Raw genomic sequence first — 19,696 nt, forward strand, 5'->3', positions numbered from 1 at the left:
TACTTTTAATAAAACCCAGTAGACACGCAAAAAAGCACCTGCAAGAAAACGATATTCATATCGCTTATCTTGCGAGGTGCTTCACTCGCGAATCTATTTGGATTTGGTTCTTTTACTATAACCTTCCATACTATCATTGTCAATATAAATAAGAACATACGTTTGATTTTGTTTCATTAAGGCTTGCCTTTTCATTATGGAGAACTCTGGCTATAATAGGGAAGGAATAGATTAAGGTAGCGGGGTGTTCGAGAACAATGAGAAATTACTTGGATTTACTAGAAGACGTGCTTCATAAGGGAACCTCGAAGGAAGACCGTACCGGGGTCGGAACACGTTCCGTATTTGGACGACAACTGCGTTTTGATCTAAATGAAGGATTTCCGCTGGTAACGACCAAACGGGTTCATTTGAAATCGGTGGTTCATGAACTGCTATGGTTCTTACGTGGCGATACGAATATTGCTTATCTCAAAGAGAATGGTGTCCGTATCTGGGACGAATGGGCAGATGAGAACGGCGATTTAGGTCCGGTCTACGGCTCGCAGTGGCGTTCCTGGGAGGCTCCGGACGGCCGGAAGATTGACCAGATTGCTGCTGTAGTTGAAGCCATCAAACACAATCCTGATTCGCGGCGTCACCTTGTTAGCGCCTGGAATGTGGCTGAGGTAGATCAAATGAAGCTGCCACCATGTCACTTTGTATTTCAGTTTTACGTGGCGGATGGCAAATTATCCTGCATGCTGACGATGCGTTCAGTAGATACATTTCTTGGTCTGCCGTTCAACATTGCCAGCTATTCGCTCTTAACGCACATGATTGCGCAGCAGTGTGGTCTGGGAGTCGGAGAGTTCATCTGGTCCGGCGGTGATGTCCATATCTACAACAATCATGTAGAGCAGGTCAAGACCCAACTGGAACGAGAGCCTTATGCATTGCCAAAATTGGTGATCAAGCGCAAGCCAGACTCAATCTTTGATTACGTTTACGAGGATTTTGAGTTTACTGACTATCAACATCATCCAACCATTAAAGCTACGGTAGCTGTATAAAACGGCGCTGAAGGGAAAGGGAGCGGTGAACGTGGGAATTACCCTTATATGGGCTATGTCCAGCAATGGCGCTATCGGTCTGAACAACCAATTGCCATGGAGGTTGCCTGCTGATCTCAAGTTCTTCAAGTCGCAAACGATAGGAAAGACGATCCTGATGGGACGCAAAACATGGGAATCGATGGGCAGTAAGCCACTTCCAGGTCGGCACAGCGTGGTATTGACGGGTGATACCTCTTATGTGGCCGAAGGGGCAGAAATTGTGCATTCAATTGAGGAAGCTCGCAAGGTTGCGGCAGATGAAGAATTGATGGTCATCGGCGGAGCGGGGGTCTTCAAGCATTTCTTGCCATTAGCAGACCGTTTGCTAGTGACACGCATCGATGAAGATATTCAGGGAGATGTCTTCTTCCCGCATTTTGACTGGAATAAATTCGAATTAGTCCATGAAGAGCAGGGGATCAAAGATGAGAAAAACCCCTTCAATTACCGATTTTTAACTTACACGCGTCGTTAATAAAATGAGGATAAGTGCAAATTATCATATTATTAATCCATTAATAACAGTTTTCCCGAATGCTAACATCTAGATACACGGATGCTTAGATTACGGATGGGGGAACTGATCAATGTCTACACCAACAGGATTCATGGAGTTCAAACGAGAACTTCCCGGTGACCGGAGCCCGTCCGAACGGGTGAAGGACTGGGAAGAATTTCATAAACATATGTCCGATGAGGACTTGCGTAATCAAGGGGCCCGCTGCATGGACTGCGGTACACCCTATTGTCATGTGGGCGTCGATATGCTTGGCGGCACATCGGGCTGTCCAGTGCACAATCTGATTCCGGAGTGGAATAATTTGATCTACCGCGACCTCTGGAAGGACGCGCTGGACCGTCTGCACAAGACCAATAATTTTCCAGAGTTTACTGGTCGGGTGTGTCCTGCGCCATGTGAAGGCTCCTGTACTGTGGGCCTGATCGGGCAGCCAGTAACCATTAAGACGATCGAGCAGGCAATCATTGATAAAGGATTTGAAGAGGGCTGGGTTGTTCCTGAACCTCCGGAGAAACGGACAGGCCACAAAGTGGCTGTAGTCGGTTCTGGTCCTGCTGGTCTTGCCTGCGCGGCTCAATTGAATAAAGCCGGACATGAAGTCACTGTCTATGAGCGGGCTGACCGGATCGGCGGCCTTCTGATGTACGGCATTCCAACGATGAAGCTGGATAAGGACGTAGTGCAACGCCGGGTGGATCTGCTTGCGGCAGAAGGTGTAAAGTTTGTAACTAACACCGAAATTGGTAGAGATATCAAGGCGGAGCAATTGGTTGAAGAGTTTGATGCGGTCGTATTATGCGGCGGTGCAACAAAGCCACGGCAATTTGATATTGAGGGCAGCCAATTGAATGGGGTTCATTACGCCATGCCGTTCCTTAACGGAACGATCAAGAGCTATTTGGATTCTAATCTTACCGATGGGCAGTATCTGTCCGCAGAAGGCAAAGATGTGATCGTAATTGGTGGCGGTGATACCGGCTCCGACTGCGTAGCCACAGCTCTGCGTCACGGTTGCCGCAGCATTACGCAATTTGGCACACATAATCAAGCACCACTTGAGCGCGATGCGCTTAACAACCCTTGGCCGCAATTTCCGAATGTCTATACTTTGGATTATGCTCAAGAGGAAGCGAAAGCATTGTTTGGCAACGATCCTCGGGAGTTCTCCATTATGACTACGCGCTTTGTTGGGGATGAGCAAGGGAATTTGAAGGAATTGCATACGGTACAAATTCAGCGGATCGTGGATGAAACCGGACGTAAGGTGTATCAACCGATTCCGGGAACCGAGCGGGTCTTCCCGGCTCAGATGGCCTTGATTGCTATCGGATTTGACGGTCCTGAGTCAACCCTGGCTGACCAGCTAGGTCTGGATCGTGATCGCCGGACCAACGTCAAAGCTAAATACGGCCAGTTCAAAACAAACGTTGACAAGGTGTTTGCTGCCGGAGATATGCGCCGGGGACAAAGTCTTGTAGTATGGGCTATTAATGAGGGTCGGGCTGCGGCTCGTGAAGTAGATAAATATCTGATGGGTTCGACAGTGCTGGTGTAATTTACAGGAACATTTTGGGGCATTGTGTTATAATCAAATAAAGCTTACTGGAGCTGCGCAGAGCGCGGCTCTTTTTTTTCGGATATGGAAGCATAGCAACAAACGAAAGAGGGACTAGGGAAGCATGAAGACGCTCGTTATTGCCGAGAAACCGGATATGGGACGAACGATTGCTGCGGTGATTGAACCAAAAGCAAAAAATAACCGCTCTTACCTGGAGGGGGAACGGTATATCATTACTTGGGCGATCGGCCATTTGCTGGAGCTAGCTGAGCCGGATGCTTATGATGATAAATACAAACGCTGGAATTTCGGTGACTTGCCCATTTTGCCTGAAAGCTTCAAAATTGTGCCTAACCCGAGAACCAAAGATCAATTGAAAATGATTGGTGACTTGGCCAAACGCTGTGATGCCATTGTTAATGCCTGTGATGCCGCCAGGGAGGGGCAATATATTTTCGCCTTAATTCAGCAGCAGTTGAAGTTGTCCCAACCTGTCAAACGCTTGTGGATCTCGGACCTGACCAGCGAAAGTATAGCTAAAGGCTTTGCCGAGTTATATGATGCCTCAGAGTTCGACAATTTGACTATGGCGGCCAGAGCACGGAGTGAGGCGGATTGGCTCATCGGTATGAACGCCACGCGGGCGTTTACGACGAAGCACCGCACACTGCTGTCAGTGGGTCGGGTACAGACCCCGGTTCTGGCTTTGATCTATGATCGACAGAAGGAAATCGAGAACTTTGATTCTCTTACTTACTATGAGATTAAGGCGGAGTTTGAGCAGGAGACCCGCAAATATACAGGAAGCTGGCAAGGCGATCGGCTGACAGATGGAGATAAAGCCGCAGCCATTGCCGAGAAGGTAAAAGGGAAGCCCGGACGGATAACCGAATACGAGGTTAAGGATACCAAGGAGTACCCTTACAAACTGTACGATTTGACCCTGCTGCAACGGGAGTCGAACGCCAAGTATGGATATTCGGCCAAGAAGACGCTGGACATCGCGCAGGCGCTTTATGAGCGGCATAAGGTAATCTCTTATCCGCGGACAAGCTCTAACTATGTCACCGAGCAAAATATCGATGGTATGCACAAGGTGCTTCATATGCTGAAGTCTTCCGGTTACAAACAGCTTGCCGAAGGGGGCAACCCCAAGCTCGTGCATATCGGCAACAAGGCGGTGTGCAATCCGTCGCGGGTCGAGGATCACCATGCCATTCTCCCTACGCTGAGAAGACCGGGAACTTTGAGCAAGGAGGAGCAGAACGTTTATGATCTGGTCATTCGGCGCTTTCTGTCTCATTTCTATCCCGCAGCCGAGTACAAGCAGCATACGGTTCTAACCGAAGTCGAGAGTGAAACGTTCAAGACGAATGTGAAGGAATTGCTCTCTCTCGGCTGGAAGGTCTGCTTGCCTGGCGATGATGGGGCCAAGTCGAGCCGTGGAAAAGGGAAGAAAAAGGACGAGGAAGAGGACGCCGAGGAACTGACGGACGTGCCTTTTCATATCAATCGCAGCTTGCCCGTGCAATGTATCGACGCTCAGGCGAAGGAGAAGGCAACGCAGCCGCCCAAGCATTACACCGAAGGCACTTTGCTGAAAGCGATGGAGAGTGCAGGCAAACAGCTTGAGAATGAGGAACTACGCGAAGTTATGAAGGATGCGGGTCTCGGCACTCCGGCCACGCGAGCGGCTACCATCGAACGGCTGAAGAAGGTTGGATACATTACGATGCAAGGGAAGAGAATCACGGTGACTCAAAAGGGACGAGCCGCAGTGGAACTCATTCGCCGTGCCGGGGTTGAATTACTCACCTCGCCGGAAATGACCGGACAGTGGGAACGACGATTGTATCAAATCTCCAAGGGAGAAGCTGCCCGCGAGAAGTTCATGGATAATGTCCGCCGCTTTACACTTTCCATTATTGATAAAGTAAGGACACAGCAGAAGGCGGACGCTTCGGTGTTTGGTACGGAGGAAGCGGAGAAGGGCGCCAGTCGTGGCGGTAAGAGCAGCAGTGCAAATGGCAGGGCCAGAACTACCCAAGGAGGAGACGGCGCCTCAGCAGGCTCACGGACGGCGACAGCCACCGCGGCGAAGGCCAAGAGCGCAGGTTCGCTCCAGCCCTTGGCCCCTTGCCCACGCGAGGGTTGTGGTGGTCAATTGATTGAGGGCCGTAAGGGCTACGGGTGCACACATTACAAGCAAGGCTGCGGCTTCGTCATCTGGAAGGAATTCCAGGGTAAGAAGGTGTCCCAATCGATGCTTAACGCCTTGCTTGCCAAGGGGCAGACTCAATTACTGACCTTCAAGCAGGCGGATGGAGAGGTGAAGGCGCGAATGGTGCTGTCTGACCGAATCACCGGCAAGCTGGAGTTACTTGAAGCGGAAAGCAATTAGGCAAAAAAACAGCAACAACCGACCCTACAAGGTCTGTTGTTGCTGTTGTGCTTGATGAACATGGTCGAAAATAACGCGTGGAACTTCCTCCAACGAGGAGACGGTATAGATTTGAAGATTAGCGCCTTGTTGCAATTCAACAATGTTGTACAGCCACTCATTAGGAATTTGAATATGAATGGCTCCGATGCCAGCGGTCAGCGCCGGAGTGATATCTGTACGCAAGCTGTTGCCCACCATCCAGGTCCGAGAACGATCAAAGGGGCGGGATCGCAAAATGTCCTCCAGGGCTTCGGTATTCTTATGACGGCGGATATAAATGCGGTCTTGAAAATAGTCGCTTAACTTCATTTGGTCAATCTTCCGTTGCTGAATCACCGATTCTCCTCCCGTATAAAGGTGGAGTTCGTGGCCTTGGCTACGCAACAGGTTCAGCGTCTCGACCATGCCAGGATAAGGCTCAATCGGCAGCTCGTATACGCTGAGACCCAGCTTCATGAGCAGGGCTTCCTCCTCAGACTGAAGCTGACGGCCTGTAGTCTTGCTGAAATAGCGATACGTATCGATCAGCGACTCGGGAAAGTGGATGCTGGCGAAGCCGATCTGATGCACTCCGGCCACGTCGATTTCCGTTTGTTTGTCACGGATTTCCGCGATAGTAATGCCGCTTGGCTTGAACCAATCCGTAAGCATATCGGCAAATTGTTCAAGAATCAGTTCAAAATACTTGTTACAATGCACCAATGTATCATCCAGGTCAAAAATAATCTGTTGAGTTGTTGCTGTATTCATAATTAGGTCACTCCTTTATCCAAAGCACGCTTGTCTATAAGAGGTAGCTGAACTCGCACTATAAAGTATGTTCCTATCATAAGCAGAAGCGCTTGGCTAAAGCAAGTTACCTATCTTTGCCATGAGTTCATGACAACCTTATATAGGATTCAAGGAACATCTGCAATTCTGCTGCGCCGTCGGGGCGGATGCTGAATTTCTCCGTGTTCTGGGCTAGCAGATGGATACGTAAAAGGCCGGCTACGCGAAGCAATAGCAGATCGTGCAGAAGTTGCTCCTGAGGTTGTCCCAGGTCCTGCATGATTTCCTGCATGGACTTCGGCTTGTCGGCTACACAGCGGAGCAAGCGCAAGCGCTGGGGCTCTGCCAAGGCCCTGGTTAATCTCTTTAGCACCATTGGAGGCTCATCTTCGTCAAGCTCTGGCAGATCAAGCGGATACTGAATGAAGAGCACCCCTTCATAGAAGACGTATGTATTAATCGGCCGGAAATGGATAGAAGGGCATAATACGACCTCTGTAATGGGCTTCAGTGGTTCAAGCACGAGCCCCCCGGATGCATATTCGATGAGCGCGTCGGCGTCCATTTTTTGCAGTAGGGTACTTTTTTCGTCAAAATCTTCTTGCAGCAAGGATACAAGCCGCTGCTCTACTTCCCGAAAATAAAGCTCATCCCATACCTTCAGGAGCGGAATATAACTACTGCGAATCCGGGCAATAGTATCATTACTCACAGAGGGAATGTAGGAATTTGTTCGTGCGTAAAGCGCCTCGGCATCCGTTTGTGCCAATTCGTTCAAAAAAGGAGCTATCTCGTCACCGTCCTGCCGACCCAAGGTCCAGGCAAAGAGCACATCATAATCTGTTAGCGGATATTGCGCTGCCTCGGCAAATTGCTGCCGCTGCTCCGGTGTGAATCGCTGTTCAATATCGGTAATCCATTCGGCACCCACATCCAGGCTGCTCACCCATTTGCGCGTCGTATATATCATAAAGCTGCTGATGAGTTCGTAGACCGGAGAGACATCTACTTTCACGTCATAGGCCATGATCATAAACCTCCCAATAATCGTTGCATTCAGACTTATTATGCTTGTTTGGCGAGGGGTTGTCCACTATAATGTTGAAGGATTATGCAAGTGAAGGGTTATATTAAAGGAGCGTTATCATTGAAAACAACATCGTCTTACTTAAAACCTATCTTTTCACCTACCGTCATTCTTATTGGCGTCATCATTATTGCCGGGCTTAGCCAAGGGCTATTACTCCCGGTTTTATCTATTTTTATGGAGCAGCGCGGAGTATCTTCCTCTGTTAATGGCTTACATGCCGCCGCGCTTTACGTTGGCTCATTTGCCATGTCGCTTGTAGCTGAGCGCCTGCTGCGCCGCACCGGGTTCAAGAAGCTGCTGTTGTCCGGGGTGGTGCTGGTGATGGTCGCATTGCCGTTGTTTCCACTTGTGGCGGATGTGCGAATTTGGTTAGTCCTGCGTATTCTTGTGGGGATTGGAGATAGCGCGATTCACTTTACCTCCCAATTGTGGATGCTACTGTTATCGCCACCCGAGAAGCGGGGACGGAATATTTCGTTATACGGCATGTCTTACGGATTAGGCTTCAGCATCGGACCGCTCGGAATAAGGCTGCTGTCCTACGGACATGCCATTCCGTTTGTCATTCTGAGTGTGCTCTTTCTCGTGATGGTCGTGTTGGTAGTAGTATACCTGCCTAATCGTTCACCGGAGAGCATGGACTCTAAAGAACAGGCCGGGGCTCCGCGGCAAGTGCTGCACATCTACCGCCTGGCTTGGTTTGCTCTCATTCCTGCACTCTTGTATGGCTATATGGAAGCTTCCATGAATAGTAATTTTCCTATTTACGGTTTGCGCTCCGGGCTGAGCAGCGAGGACATCTCTTCCTTGTTGCCGTTCTTCGGTATCGGCGGACTGCTCCTGCAATTGCCGCTGGGCCTACTAAGTGACCGATTTGGACGGAAGAAAGTGTTGATGACTGCTGGCCTGACGGGAGGACTGTTATTTATGGCTGTCCCGTTGGCTGGGAATGATTTTGTCGCCATTCTCCTGCTGTTCATGGGCGCAGGAGGCCTGGTAGGCTCCTTCTTCTCGCTGGGACTCGCTTATGCGGCTGATTTGCTGCCCCGGCACTTGTTGCCGGTGGCGAATGTCATTGCTTCGTTTCATTTTAATTTTGGCAGCATCGCCGGGCCTAACCTGGGCGGAATGGCTATGCAATGGGGAGCAGCCCCTTTATTATTCGTATTTTTGGGGGCGGCGTACGTTCTATTTTCCCTGCTTGGCTTTGCATTTCGGGGGAACATGACAAAAAAAGTGCAAATGTGAACAGGCTGTAATGGATTTTAAATGGTTTTTCCAATAAACTAGAGGATAAAGGATTCGTATAGCTTCAAGCTAAGTACGTGTTCAAAAGGAGAAATCGGACTATGATCAGAATTAACCACTTACACAAATCAGTGGATGGGAATAAGAAAAAGGTGCTTCGCGACATTTCCGTCCAGTTTAGCACCGGAGAAATGATTGGCGTAGTGGGAGCCAGCGGTAGTGGCAAGAGTATGCTGCTGCGTTGCCTGGCCCTGCGCGAACGTTGGAATCGTGGCGATTATACCTGGAGCGGTCAGAAGGTACTGGAGGGTGGGGGCACTGGGACGTCGAAATATCGCTCTCAATGCGCTTATCTGGAACAACCGCCTTCTTTGTATCCCGAGAAGACGGCCTTGAAGAATGTCCTTATTGGACAAGTGGGCCAAACGCCACTTCTTCGCCGTCTAACTGGCATGGTCCGCTCGGATGATTACATGGGCGCCATGGATGAATTGGAGAAATACGGTCTGCTGGACAAGGCTCATGTCAAGGCTAGCAAGCTGAGTGGGGGAGAACGGCAACGGGTGGCCATCTGCCGGGCTATGGCTCATGGAGCCAACTTCATAGCAGCGGACGAGCCGGTAATCGGGCTTGATCCCAAATCGGCCGAACATGTGCTGAATACACTCAAGGAGCTTTGCACTACGCAGGACAAAATGGTGGTCGTGGCTTTACCACTGGAGCTGGCCGAACGGTATTGTACACGTATTTGGGGTATTCATGAGGGGAAGCTGGAACTTGACGTTTATGGACGCCGTTTGACTGCGGAGGAGAAACGCCAAATCGATTTGGCATGAAATGAGTGATAGCATTGATGATAACAAGATGGTTTCCTGCTTTGGCCGGGCTATTATTGCTGCTCGTGCTGAGCGGATGCAATTTTATAAGTGATCCCAAATCGATGATGGAGACGCCGCAACTTTCCTCGGATAAGGCATCGCTAATCAGTATCATTAAGGGAGAGCTGAAGGGCGGAGAGATTATTTCGCCGCGCGATATCCGCAACAACAGTTCTATTCGTACGCTGGACTTGAACAATGATGGTGTTATGGAAGCGGTGGTGTTCTACGAGACGCCGGAGGAAGCGGTACGCATCCACGGCATGATTCTGCAGCAGCAGGGTGATTCATGGGTGCTTAAGGCGCGCTTTGACGGGGAAGGCCAGTTGCTGGAGACTTTCGATTTGCTGGATGTTACCGGCGATGGCAAGCTGGATATCATTGCCGGCTTCTCCAGTGGCTCGGAGGAACTTCAGAAGGGCTTGACCGTATATACCTATGATGGAGACGAGGTAGAGAAGGTATTGGCCTTGCCCTACAGCTATTTTATGGTGGATGACCTTAACCAGGATAATCAGCTTGACCTTACGGTCATTAACCTGAAGCGTGACCAGTTGGCGACAGTTACCACATACCAGTATGAGGAATCGTTTAAGGAGCTCAGCCACCTGGAGCTAAATGACCCGGTCAGCGAATATTATAATGCCGTTAGCGGCAATATTACGCCGAACCTGAAAGGTCTCATTCTCGATGCTAGTGTGGGTAACCATTCCGCATTCTCAACCGTTATCGTCATGAAGGACGGTCAACTCGTTAACCTGTTGCCTTCCCAGGATATGACGTTGAAGGGATATCCAATTATGAGCGGGGATGTGAACAACGACGGAGTGCTGGAGATCGGGATGCTGGAGAAGCCTAAGGGGTGGGAGTATATTTCATTTGATGAAATTCCCTGGTTGTTCTCATATTATCAGTGGGATGAAGCGCAAGGTCTTAAATTCATGATGCAGCAGTACATGGATATGTCCGGACGATTCTATTTCAACTTCCCGAAGGAATGGCGAGGCACGGTTACGATCGATACAAAGTCGAACAAGAACGAACATCTCTGGTTCGTCAAGGTAGATACCAACGAGACGGTGGCAGAGATTCGCTTCTTCTCCTTAGCGGAATGGGAGCGGAACAAGGCAGATTGGGAACTGCTGGCACGAGATGCTGATAGAGTTATCGGGTTTATCAGTCATACGGACTTGAAGGTGAATAAAGGCGAAACCGAAATTAAGCGTTAACTTGGGTCCAATGGAAAAGAGGGGGCTTTAACATTGAGTAAGGTACTAATCTTGGAGGATGAAGAGTCCATCCGTAGTTTTATCGTGATTAATCTGAAACGCAACGGGTTCGATGTTCTGGAGGCCGCAGACGGCCATGAGGCACTAAGCAAGCTGCAAAGCGTGCCAGATATTGACATCGCGCTGCTGGATGTGATGGTGCCGGGTATCGACGGATTCGAGGTCTGCCGACGTATCCGGGAGACCAATGAACGAATTGGCATTATTTTTCTGACAGCCAAGGTTCAGGAGCAAGACAAGGTGTATGCCCTCTCCGTAGGTGCGGACGATCACGTTAGCAAGCCGTTCAGCCCCACAGAGTTGATTGCCCGAATTCAGTCGTTGTTGCGTCGCGTGAATGTATACCGTGAAGGTACCGCGAAGGTGACGTTCAGTTCAGGCCCGTTCTCCCTGGATTTGATCTCCAAGCAATTTAAACGCGGGGGGCAGATGATTGAGCTTACCCCTACGGAATTTTCATTGATTCAGTATTTCTTGGAGAACGAGAACACCCCGCTAAGCCGGGACCTGTTGCTGGATCATGTATGGGGCAAGGAATATATGGGCGATCCGAAAATCGTGGACGTCAACATCCGCCGATTGCGGCAAAAAATCGAGAATAACCCGTCCGAGCCGGCCTTCCTGCAAACCGTGTGGGGACACGGCTATAAGTGGAAGGGCGAGGGGCAATGATCAAGAAAGGGATTGGCCGGCAAATCGTATTACATTATTTCATCGTCGTATTCGTTACTTTGTTCATGATCGAAGGCATCTTTACGCTGGCCATTCGCATGTATTATTACGACGCGATTTATAATCATATGTCGAATCATTCAATCTGGGCCTCGGATTACTTCGAGAAATTTGTGCGTTTGAATGCCGAGCGGGATCCTGATTACTTTACGCAAATGCTGCGTACCTTCGAACTGGACAATACGGAACTGATGATTCTGGATCGGAAAGGCGAGGTCAAGGCCAGCACCAATCCGTTTCAAGCCGATAAAGCCATCCAGACGAGCGATGTTCCACAGGCTGTAGCCGGCAGTGTCGGGAAGTGGGTAGGTCGCCAGCCGGCAACCGGGGAACCGGTTATGGCCGTGTCGCGCCCGCTCCAGTTCCAGGGAGAGACGCAATACATCGTTCGTTATGTGACCTCCATGGAGCAGGTGAACTCCAAGCTGTTGAACCTTACCCTTCTGTCCATTGGGGTAGCCAGTGCGGTTCTCGCCCTGGTTACGTTATTCAGCATTGGCTTGGCCAATTCAATTGTTAAGCCCATTAATAATATTCGTGATGTATCGGCGCAGATGGCTCGGGGCAGGTTTGACGCAAGAATTAAGGGCAGTTACAAATACGAGCTGGGTGAACTGGCTTCCACGCTTAATTACATGGCTGAGGAAATCGTGCGAAGCAATCAGATCAAGGATGATTTTATTTCTTCGATCTCCCATGAACTACGAACCCCGCTCACCGGCATCAAGGGTTGGAGTGAAACCTTAACCTCCGGTGGCTTTGATCCCGAGGAGACCAAGATCGGCGTAGGCATTATCGCGAAGGAAACCGACCGTTTGATTGGTCTGGTTGAGGAAATCCTCGACTTCTCGAAGCTCCAGCAAAATGAGATGAAGCTGGTCATTGGCGAGGTTAATCTCAAGGAATTGCTTCAGGAAACAATGCTTAATGTTTGGGCGAAGGCGGAACAGAAGCAAATTCAGTTGAAGCTGGAGGATAAGACGGAAGGTCAAGTGATCATCCATGGTGACGGCAATCGGTTGAAGCAGGTCTTCCTCAACGTGGTTGACAATGCCATCAAGTTCTCCCATGAGCAAAGCTGGATTCATCTGGTGATCAGTCGCAAGGAAGACGGCAAGGCGTTGGTGGAGGTCATCGATACCGGGATTGGCATCAGTGAGGAATACTTGGACAAGGTAAGGGACCGCTTCTTCCAGGTTAATCATCAGGGAGGTGGCACGGGGCTGGGGTTGGCCATCAGCCAGCAACTCGTTGAGTTGCATCAAGGCGAGATGGAGATTCATAGCGAGCTTGGGGTTGGTACCAAAGTCTCGGTCACGTTGCCACTGCTCGATCTTGCCGAGGGTGACCATAATTTCATAAACGAGAGCAAGCCAGAATGAACAAGAGCGGTGCAGGAACGAATCATGAGATCAGATTCGTTCTGCACCGCTCTTTTTTTGTCGTTCAAACTATCCGTTCATTTAAACCGGGTGCTCAAGAGAGTAATCCCTCGGCACGCAGGCGCGGAGCGTTGTCATAAACCTCCTGCAGCAGCCGGGAGGGCTGTGGCCGCAAGGCAGGTTTAGCCGCTACAATTTCACCTGGTCCTACTACGGCAATCTCGCCGTCGATGCCCTTGATTACGGCTCCGTCCTTAATGATGGCACCTTCGCCTATAATCGCATTTTCGATAAGAGCATGCTTGCCAATCTTCGCGCCTGGCATGACTACACTATCCTTCACCCAGGCGTTACGGGCAATCTCTGTACCGGCGAATACAACCGAACGTTCCGCGTGGCCGTCAAACAGGCATTGTTCATGAATCAGCGTAGAGGAGGGCTGCAGGCTACGTCTTCTAACCAGACTAAGACTAGTCGGTAATTCTCTGGTCAGCATAGGCCATTCCTCTTGATGGAGCAGGGAGGATGAGTGATTTTCCAACAAGTCCATATGTGCTTCCCACAGGCTGCGTACTGTGCCTACATCTCGCCAGTAACCATTGAACTGGTAGGCATAAAGCGGCTCGCTGCCCTTCAGCATGCTTGGGATGACATCCTTGCCGAAGTCATGGCTGGACCGGGCATTCTCAGCATCTGCCGCTAAGTGCTGCTTCAAATACTCCCACTCGAACATGTAAATTCCCATGGAAGCGAGATTGCTTGCCGGCTGGGCAGGCTTCTCTACAAACTCAGTAATGCGGTGCTGGTCATCCATCGACATCACACCAAAGCGATGGGCTTCTTCCCAAGGCACCGGCATGACCGAGATGGTCGCTTTCGCCTGGCTGGTGAGATGGAAATCAAGCATACGCCGATAGTTCATATGATAGATATGGTCTCCGGACAGGATTAACACATGCTTGGGAGAATGACTATCGACGAATTCCATATTCTTGAAAATGGCGTCCGCTGTGCCCGCATAGGCTTCCGTACCGCATCGGGATGGGGGGAGCAGGGTAATTCCGCCGTCTTCCGTATGTGGCAACCTCCAGGGATCGCCTTCCCCGATATGATTGTGGAGTGACTCGGCTTCATATTGAGTCAGCACGCCAACCGTATCGATGCCGGAATTTGCACAATTGCTTAGAGGAAAATCGATAATTCGGTAACGTCCACCGAATGGCACGGCCGGTTTGGCCTGCTTGGCTGTCAGCGGTGATAATCTCCGTCCCTCTCCGCCCGCAAGCAGCATAGCAATGCAATCCTTTTTCCTCATTTTTGATTCCCTCCCGTATGTTTTAGTGTGAGTAGCACATACACTAAAGGATATAATGTAGATGAAATAAATTATGGAAATAACGCAGAAATATTACATCATTTTATGGAAAACGCTGAAAAAATTTTTGGAATGGAAGTTGGTGACCCTTATGTCTGCTCCAAGCCGAAGTTGTCCCTTATCCCCGGAGGTTAATTATTTATTTCACGAGGGGACACTGCATCATAGTTACCGAACCTTCGGCGCCCACCGCACGACCGAACATGGACGGCCAGGCGTACGCTTCACGGTATGGGCTCCTCGTGCTCGCCAGCTCGCCGTAGTGGGAGACTGGAATGAATGGGACGAGAAGCGTGATGTATTACATAAGATGCCCGATTCCGGGATATGGACTCTTTTTTTGCCAGACGTACCGGAGGGAAGTTTTTACAAATATGCGATAACCACTTCCGATGGCTCCACCTCGCTGAAGGCCGATCCTTTTGCTTATCAGTCAGAGATCAGGCCTAAGACAGCATCGGTTGTCACTTCTCTGGATGGGTATGAGTGGGGGGATCTGGCCTGGATTCGTAGCCGAACAGCACCTTATCAGCGACCGCTTAGTATTTATGAGTTGCATTTCGGGACTTGGCGGCAGAAGGAAGACGGCGTGTTTTTCACCTACCGAGAGATGGTGGATGAACTGATCCCTTATGTCCTAGAAATGGGCTACACCCATATTGAGTTGTTGCCCTTGTGCGAGCATCCATACGATTTGTCGTGGGGTTACCAGACGACGGGGTATTTTGCTCCGACAAGCCGCTATGGTAAGCCGCATGATCTGATGTACTTCGTCGATCGATGCCATCAAGCTGGAATCGGGGTGCTGCTGGATTGGGTTCCGGGACATTTCCCGAAGGATGCCCATGGATTGCGGAGGTTTGACGGTACGCCGTTGTACGAATATGGTGATCCCGCCAAAGCGGAGAAAAGGGGATGGGGGACGTTAACTTTTGATTTTGGCAAACCCGAGGTGCGTTCCTTCCTGATTTCGAGCGCCATCTATTGGCTGGACGTGTACCATTTCGATGGCTTGCGCGTAGATGCGGTGACTAGCATCCTTAGGCTGGACTTCGAGAAGCCCTCCTGGGAAGTGACGCGCAACGCGGAAGGCGGTGTGGAGAATCTCGAGGGAGTCAATTTCTTGCAGCAGTTGAACAAGGCGGTATTCCACTATTTCCCTCAGGCGTTAATGATGGCGGAGGAATCAGCCTCCTGGCCTAAAGTGACCGCGCCTGTGCATGAGGGCGGACTGGGCTTCAACTATAAATGGAATATGGGATGGATGAACGATACGCTGAGGTATGTGGAGACGGCATTTGCTAAGCGCCCGCAGCATCATTCCTTGCTTACCTTTCCTATCTGGTACGCCCATACCGAGAATTTCACGCTTCCGTTATCCCATGATGAGGTCGTGCACGGCAAAAAATCACTACTGGACAAAATGCCGGGCAGCTATGAACAGAAATTTGCCGGACTTCGGCTGCTACTGGGCTATCAATTCACTTCTCCGGGTAAAAAGCTGGTATTCATGGGGGGCGAGTTTGGCCAGTTTGTGGAGTGGAGAGATGAGGAGGAACTGGATTGGCATCTGCTGGATTATCCGGCTCACCACCGAATGCAACGTTACAGCGCGGCGCTGAACCGGTTATATTTGCGAGAGCGAGCCCTTTGGAAGCTGGATCATGACCCGGCTGGCTATGAGTGGATATGTCCAGATGATGGTGAGCAGAGTGTCATTGCATATATGCGAAAGACGGAGCGGATGCGAGATACCCTCGTGATTCTGGTAAATTTTCAACCGGTGGAGAGAGCGAATTACCGCGTAGGTGTTCCATGGCCAGGAGGGTACGATCAAATATTCAATAGCCAGGAATGGCGGTTCGGTGGCCAGGAGAGGACGCGGTCAACCAGCCGCAGCAGTGAGAAAGTACCTTGGCATACTCAGCGGCATAGCCTCAGGGTGAGTCTCCCGCCGCTGAGTGTAACCATCTGGAAGCGCCAAGAGCCGATGAGGAGGAACAAGCGATGAATATCCTGTTTGCTGCGGCAGAAGCTGCGCCCCTGGTCAAGACTGGCGGTTTGGCTGACGTCATTGGAGCATTACCCAAGGCATTAATTGCTGCCGGGCATGACGTGCGCATTATGTTGCCCAAATATAAGGCACTTTCTGATGCTGTACTGGGACGTATGGTACATATAGGGACTAAGGACGTCCCGGTAGGTTGGCGTCAGAAATATGGTGGCTTGGCGTTGGTCCATTGGGATGGCCTGCCCATTTATCTCATTGACAATGAGGAGTATTTCCGCCGCGACGGTATTTATGGACATGGAGATGATGGGGAACGGTTTGCTTACTTTGACCGGGCCGTGCTGGAATTGCTACCCCTTACCGGGTTTGTACCCGATATCATTCATTGTCATGATTGGCATACGGGGATGATTCCATTGTTGCTAAGAGAGCACTATCGGCATCAAGCGTTCTACAGAGATATTCGCACAGTCTACACCATACACAATCTGCTCTATCAAGGGAATTTCCCGGAAGAGATCCTGCCTGATCTGCTGAGCTTGCCTTGGCATTATTTCACCCCTGAGGGCGTGGAGTATTACGGCAGCGTCAGCTTTATGAAGGCGGGTCTTGTGTATGCGAACCATATCACGACGGTTAGCCCCACGTATGCGGGGGAGATTCAGACGGAGCATTACGGCTGCGGGATGGACGGATTGCTACGCTTCTTAAGCGGACGCTTATCGGGCATTGTCAACGGTATTGACACGGAGTTGTACAATCCGGAGACAGATCTGGAGCTATTTGCTCGTTATAGCCACAGCTTGGAGCAGAAACAAGCCAACAAGCTGGCCCTGCAACGCGAGCTGGGTTTGCCGGAGAAGGCCGACGTTCCGCTCTTCTGCATGATTACCCGCCTGGTGGAGCCCAAGGGACTTGATCTGCTGCTGCGTGTATTGGATGAATGGTTATGGAACGATGAGGTGCAGTTCGTCTTGCTTGGAACGGGGGACCCGGTCTATGAGTCGTGGTTCCGGGAGGCTGCTCATCGCCATCCAGGCAAGCTTGCCGTGCAAATCCGCTTCAGCGAGGCTTTGTCCCGGCGTATCTATGCAGGGAGTGACATGCTGCTGATGCCGTCGCGGTTCGAGCCATGTGGCATTAGCCAGCTTCTGGCGCTGCGTTACGGAACGATTCCGGTGGTACGGGAGACCGGGGGACTTAACGATACGGTAAGCTCTTATAATGAGTTTACGGGAGAGGGCAACGGGTTTACCTTCCATAATTACAATGCCCATGATATGCTGTATACCTTGCGCAGAGCGACTACCTTCTATCATCGTCCCGAGCATTGGCAGCAGATTGTTAGTCATGCGTTCTCGGGGGATTATAGCTGGGACCGTTCCGCTCGGCAGTATGTAGAAATTTATCAGCATGTACTAGAAGCTGGTGAATAGATCGTAGGAGCTTGCGGCCGGTATAAGGCTACACTCGCTGTTCAATTAAAAAAGACGCTCAGCAATCCCAGGCTCTTTATGTTCGGAGTTGGCCTGTGATTCTGAGCGTCATGTTTATTAAAGGGACCTGTACAAAATTCGAAAACCGTAGGGTTCGAGCGTAATCTTCATCTGACCGTCTGCTGGATTTACTTGCTCTTCTGTCAACGCATCCCGCCAGTCACTGGTTTGCATCGGGTGAGTTAATAAGGCCGTATTGGCTGTATTGTTCATCCAGACGGTAAAATGCTTGTGCCCATCCATCCGCTCGTAGATGATATTAGGGTCACCTTCGTCGGCATGCAGGAAGCGAAAATGTCCCTGACGCAAGGCGGGATTATGCTTGCGCAGCCCAATCATGAGCTTGTAAAAGTCATATAACTCACGATCTTGCTTGCCAGGCTCCCATTCCATGCATTTGCGGCTGTCCGGATCACCCTCACCAGTTAATCCAATTTCATCACCGTATAAGATGCAAGGTGTCCCAATATAGGTGAACAAGAATACGACGCATAGCTTGAGTCGCCGTTTGTCTCCACCTGCGCGGGTGAGCAGACGGGCCGTATCATGGCTGCATAACAGGTTGAAGATTACTTCGTTGATCTGATGCGGGTAACGCATAATCAGCGCTCCCATTTCATTAGAGAAAGCCGCTCCATCCGCATTCCCCGTAAAGAACTCCAGCACCTTATCGGCAAAGGGGTAGTTCATCACGGAATCAAATTGGTCGCCCAGCAGCCAGTTGAGGGAATCGCTCCATACTTCGCCAATCAGGTAGGCCTCCGGGTTCGCTTGCTTGACGAGGCGGCGGAAGTCGCGCCAGAAGTGATGATCCACCTCATTGGCCACATCCAGCCGCCAGCCATCCAGTTTGATTTCCTTAATCCAATATTCCGCTACCCCCAGCAGGTAATTCCTTAGCTCCGGATCGGCCGTATTAAATTTTGGCATGTTGCCAAAAAAGCCAAACGTATCATAAGTCGGTATGCCGTTCTCCACGGTGGCGGGGAACCGATTGATATGGAACCAGCTTGCATAACGAGAGGCCGCGCCATGCTTCAATACATCCTGGAACGGCGGGAATTGCTCGCCGCAATGGTTAAATACCGCATCCAGGACCACACGGACTCCTCGTTCATGGCAATGCTCTACCAACTTGTGCAGCAGGGCATTATCTCCAAAATGCGGATCGACGTGCTTGTAATCCATCGTATCGTATTTATGATTGGAGGGAGCGACAAACAATGGAGTCATGTAAATGGCGGTAATCCCCAAATCCGTCAGATCATCCAAATGATCGAGGATACCCTGCAGGTCACCTCCAAAGTAATTATCCCAGGCCGGCTTGCCCCCCCATGCTAATGTACCTTCGGGGTCGTTGGTGGGATCTCCGTTCGCATATCGATCAGGCATAATTTGATAGAATACCGCTTGCTTGGCCCACTCGGGCACCTGTGCTACTTCGACGGCATGAATATATGGAAATTCAAAGCACTCGCCGGGCGTGGCGGGGGACTCGGACTGCAGGCCGGAATCCAGCATATAGATCGTTTCGGAGCCAGCGCTTAATTTGAATGCATAGGACAAGCGCTTAAAGCGTGGACGAACGGCCACCTCCCAATAATCAAACCTGCGATCATGCGCGGTGCGCTCCATCGGGAGTTCCTGGAAAGTCCCGCCCCAATCATATTTGTCACCGGTCAAGGCTACCACCTGTGTGACATCATCCCGCTTGGTACGAATGCGCAAATGAATGGTGGAAGCATCATAGGCATAGGCCCATTTATCGCGGGGAACATGGTAAAGTGCTTCAAGCAGCATGAACGGCGC

15 protein-coding genes are annotated in these 19,696 nt (G+C 50.5%); 11 read left to right on the plus strand and 4 right to left on the minus strand.

From position 1 onward, the window contains the following. The first annotated feature begins 257 nt into the window (after positions 1 to 257). From thyA to BN3279_RS19090, 4 genes are all read left to right on the plus strand, one after another. A complete protein-coding gene (gene thyA / locus BN3279_RS19075) occupies positions 258 to 1,052 on the plus strand; it encodes a thymidylate synthase (RefSeq protein WP_059053009.1) in 795 nt (264 codons plus the stop codon). Between the two features lie 31 nt (positions 1,053 to 1,083). Beyond that, positions 1,084 to 1,569 (plus strand): dihydrofolate reductase, encoded by a 486-nt coding sequence (locus BN3279_RS19080; protein ID WP_059053011.1) that lies wholly within the window; start codon positions 1,084 to 1,086, stop codon positions 1,567 to 1,569. 112 nt (positions 1,570 to 1,681) lie between these two features. Then, positions 1,682 to 3,169 (plus strand): glutamate synthase subunit beta, encoded by a 1,488-nt coding sequence (locus BN3279_RS19085; protein WP_059053013.1) that lies wholly within the window; start codon positions 1,682 to 1,684, stop codon positions 3,167 to 3,169. A gap of 124 nt (positions 3,170 to 3,293) precedes the next feature. Then, entirely contained in the window at positions 3,294 to 5,573 is a 2,280-nt protein-coding gene (locus tag BN3279_RS19090) for a type IA DNA topoisomerase (RefSeq protein ID WP_059053014.1), read from the plus strand. A 24-nt stretch (positions 5,574 to 5,597) separates the two neighbouring features. Here the strand turns inward: BN3279_RS19090 and BN3279_RS19095 are convergent, their stop codons facing one another. Beyond that, complete coding sequence (locus BN3279_RS19095; RefSeq protein ID WP_059053016.1) at positions 5,598 to 6,365, minus strand: HAD family hydrolase; 768 nt, start codon at positions 6,363 to 6,365, stop codon at positions 5,598 to 5,600. Between the two features lie 127 nt (positions 6,366 to 6,492). Further along, entirely contained in the window at positions 6,493 to 7,413 is a 921-nt protein-coding gene (locus BN3279_RS19100; protein ID WP_059053018.1) for a hypothetical protein, read from the minus strand. A 120-nt stretch (positions 7,414 to 7,533) separates the two neighbouring features. On the opposite strand from BN3279_RS19100, the gene BN3279_RS19105 reads away from it, so the two are divergent. From BN3279_RS19105 to BN3279_RS19125, 5 genes are all read left to right on the plus strand, one after another. After that, positions 7,534 to 8,724, plus strand: a complete 1,191-nt coding sequence (locus BN3279_RS19105; protein WP_059054573.1) for an MFS transporter — start codon at positions 7,534 to 7,536, stop codon at positions 8,722 to 8,724. 101 nt (positions 8,725 to 8,825) lie between these two features. Further along, on the plus strand, positions 8,826 to 9,560 hold the full coding sequence (locus BN3279_RS19110) for a phosphonate ABC transporter ATP-binding protein (protein ID WP_059053020.1): 735 nt from the start codon (positions 8,826 to 8,828) through the stop codon (positions 9,558 to 9,560). A 17-nt stretch (positions 9,561 to 9,577) separates the two neighbouring features. After that, positions 9,578 to 10,831: a hypothetical protein gene (locus BN3279_RS19115; protein WP_059053022.1), complete on the plus strand. Its 1,254-nt coding sequence runs from the start codon at positions 9,578 to 9,580 to the stop codon at positions 10,829 to 10,831. Positions 10,832 to 10,864: 33 nt separating this feature from the next. Then, the gene (locus BN3279_RS19120; protein WP_059053023.1) at positions 10,865 to 11,563 is read left to right on the plus strand and encodes a response regulator transcription factor; all 699 of its coding nucleotides are present in this window, start codon (positions 10,865 to 10,867) and stop codon (positions 11,561 to 11,563) included. Continuing rightward, entirely contained in the window at positions 11,560 to 13,005 is a 1,446-nt protein-coding gene (locus tag BN3279_RS19125) for a sensor histidine kinase (RefSeq protein ID WP_059053025.1), read from the plus strand. The genes BN3279_RS19120 and BN3279_RS19125 overlap by 4 nt, the downstream gene beginning before the upstream one ends. A gap of 94 nt (positions 13,006 to 13,099) precedes the next feature. Here the strand turns inward: BN3279_RS19125 and BN3279_RS19130 are convergent, their stop codons facing one another. Next, complete coding sequence (locus BN3279_RS19130) at positions 13,100 to 14,320, minus strand: glucose-1-phosphate adenylyltransferase (protein WP_059053027.1); 1,221 nt, start codon at positions 14,318 to 14,320, stop codon at positions 13,100 to 13,102. Between the two features lie 151 nt (positions 14,321 to 14,471). On the opposite strand from BN3279_RS19130, the gene glgB reads away from it, so the two are divergent. Continuing rightward, on the plus strand, positions 14,472 to 16,391 hold the full coding sequence (gene glgB, locus BN3279_RS19135) for a 1,4-alpha-glucan branching protein GlgB (protein WP_187377845.1): 1,920 nt from the start codon (positions 14,472 to 14,474) through the stop codon (positions 16,389 to 16,391). Continuing rightward, positions 16,388 to 17,827 (plus strand): glycogen synthase GlgA, encoded by a 1,440-nt coding sequence (gene glgA / locus BN3279_RS19140; RefSeq protein ID WP_059053029.1) that lies wholly within the window; start codon positions 16,388 to 16,390, stop codon positions 17,825 to 17,827. The genes glgB and glgA overlap by 4 nt, the downstream gene beginning before the upstream one ends. Before the next feature lie 117 nt (positions 17,828 to 17,944). On the opposite strand, the gene BN3279_RS19145 is transcribed toward glgA, so the two are convergent. Continuing rightward, on the minus strand, positions 17,945 to 19,687 hold the full coding sequence (locus BN3279_RS19145; RefSeq protein WP_059053030.1) for an alpha-glycosidase: 1,743 nt from the start codon (positions 19,685 to 19,687) through the stop codon (positions 17,945 to 17,947). Between the last annotated feature and the right edge of the window lie 9 nt (positions 19,688 to 19,696).

This window comes from Paenibacillus senegalimassiliensis, assembly GCF_001486585.1.
In the GTDB taxonomy this organism is placed as follows: domain Bacteria; phylum Bacillota; class Bacilli; order Paenibacillales; family Paenibacillaceae; genus Fontibacillus; species Fontibacillus senegalimassiliensis.

Coding starts and splice junctions, on each gene's coding strand:
- BN3279_RS19115 (WP_059053022.1), top strand. CDS start 9,578: ATGATAACAAGATGGTTTCCTGCTTTGGCCGGGCTATTATTGCTGCTC.
- BN3279_RS19100 (WP_059053018.1), bottom strand. CDS start 7,413: ATGGCCTATGACGTGAAAGTAGATGTCTCTCCGGTCTACGAACTCATC.
- glgA (WP_059053029.1), top strand. CDS start 16,388: ATGAATATCCTGTTTGCTGCGGCAGAAGCTGCGCCCCTGGTCAAGACT.
- BN3279_RS19110 (WP_059053020.1), top strand. CDS start 8,826: ATGATCAGAATTAACCACTTACACAAATCAGTGGATGGGAATAAGAAA.
- BN3279_RS19125 (WP_059053025.1), top strand. CDS start 11,560: ATGATCAAGAAAGGGATTGGCCGGCAAATCGTATTACATTATTTCATC.
- BN3279_RS19090 (WP_059053014.1), top strand. CDS start 3,294: ATGAAGACGCTCGTTATTGCCGAGAAACCGGATATGGGACGAACGATT.
- glgB (WP_187377845.1), top strand. CDS start 14,472: ATGTCTGCTCCAAGCCGAAGTTGTCCCTTATCCCCGGAGGTTAATTAT.
- BN3279_RS19145 (WP_059053030.1), bottom strand. CDS start 19,687: ATGCTGCTTGAAGCACTTTACCATGTTCCCCGCGATAAATGGGCCTAT.
- thyA (WP_059053009.1), top strand. CDS start 258: ATGAGAAATTACTTGGATTTACTAGAAGACGTGCTTCATAAGGGAACC.
- BN3279_RS19085 (WP_059053013.1), top strand. CDS start 1,682: ATGTCTACACCAACAGGATTCATGGAGTTCAAACGAGAACTTCCCGGT.
- BN3279_RS19095 (WP_059053016.1), bottom strand. CDS start 6,365: ATGAATACAGCAACAACTCAACAGATTATTTTTGACCTGGATGATACA.
- BN3279_RS19130 (WP_059053027.1), bottom strand. CDS start 14,320: ATGAGGAAAAAGGATTGCATTGCTATGCTGCTTGCGGGCGGAGAGGGA.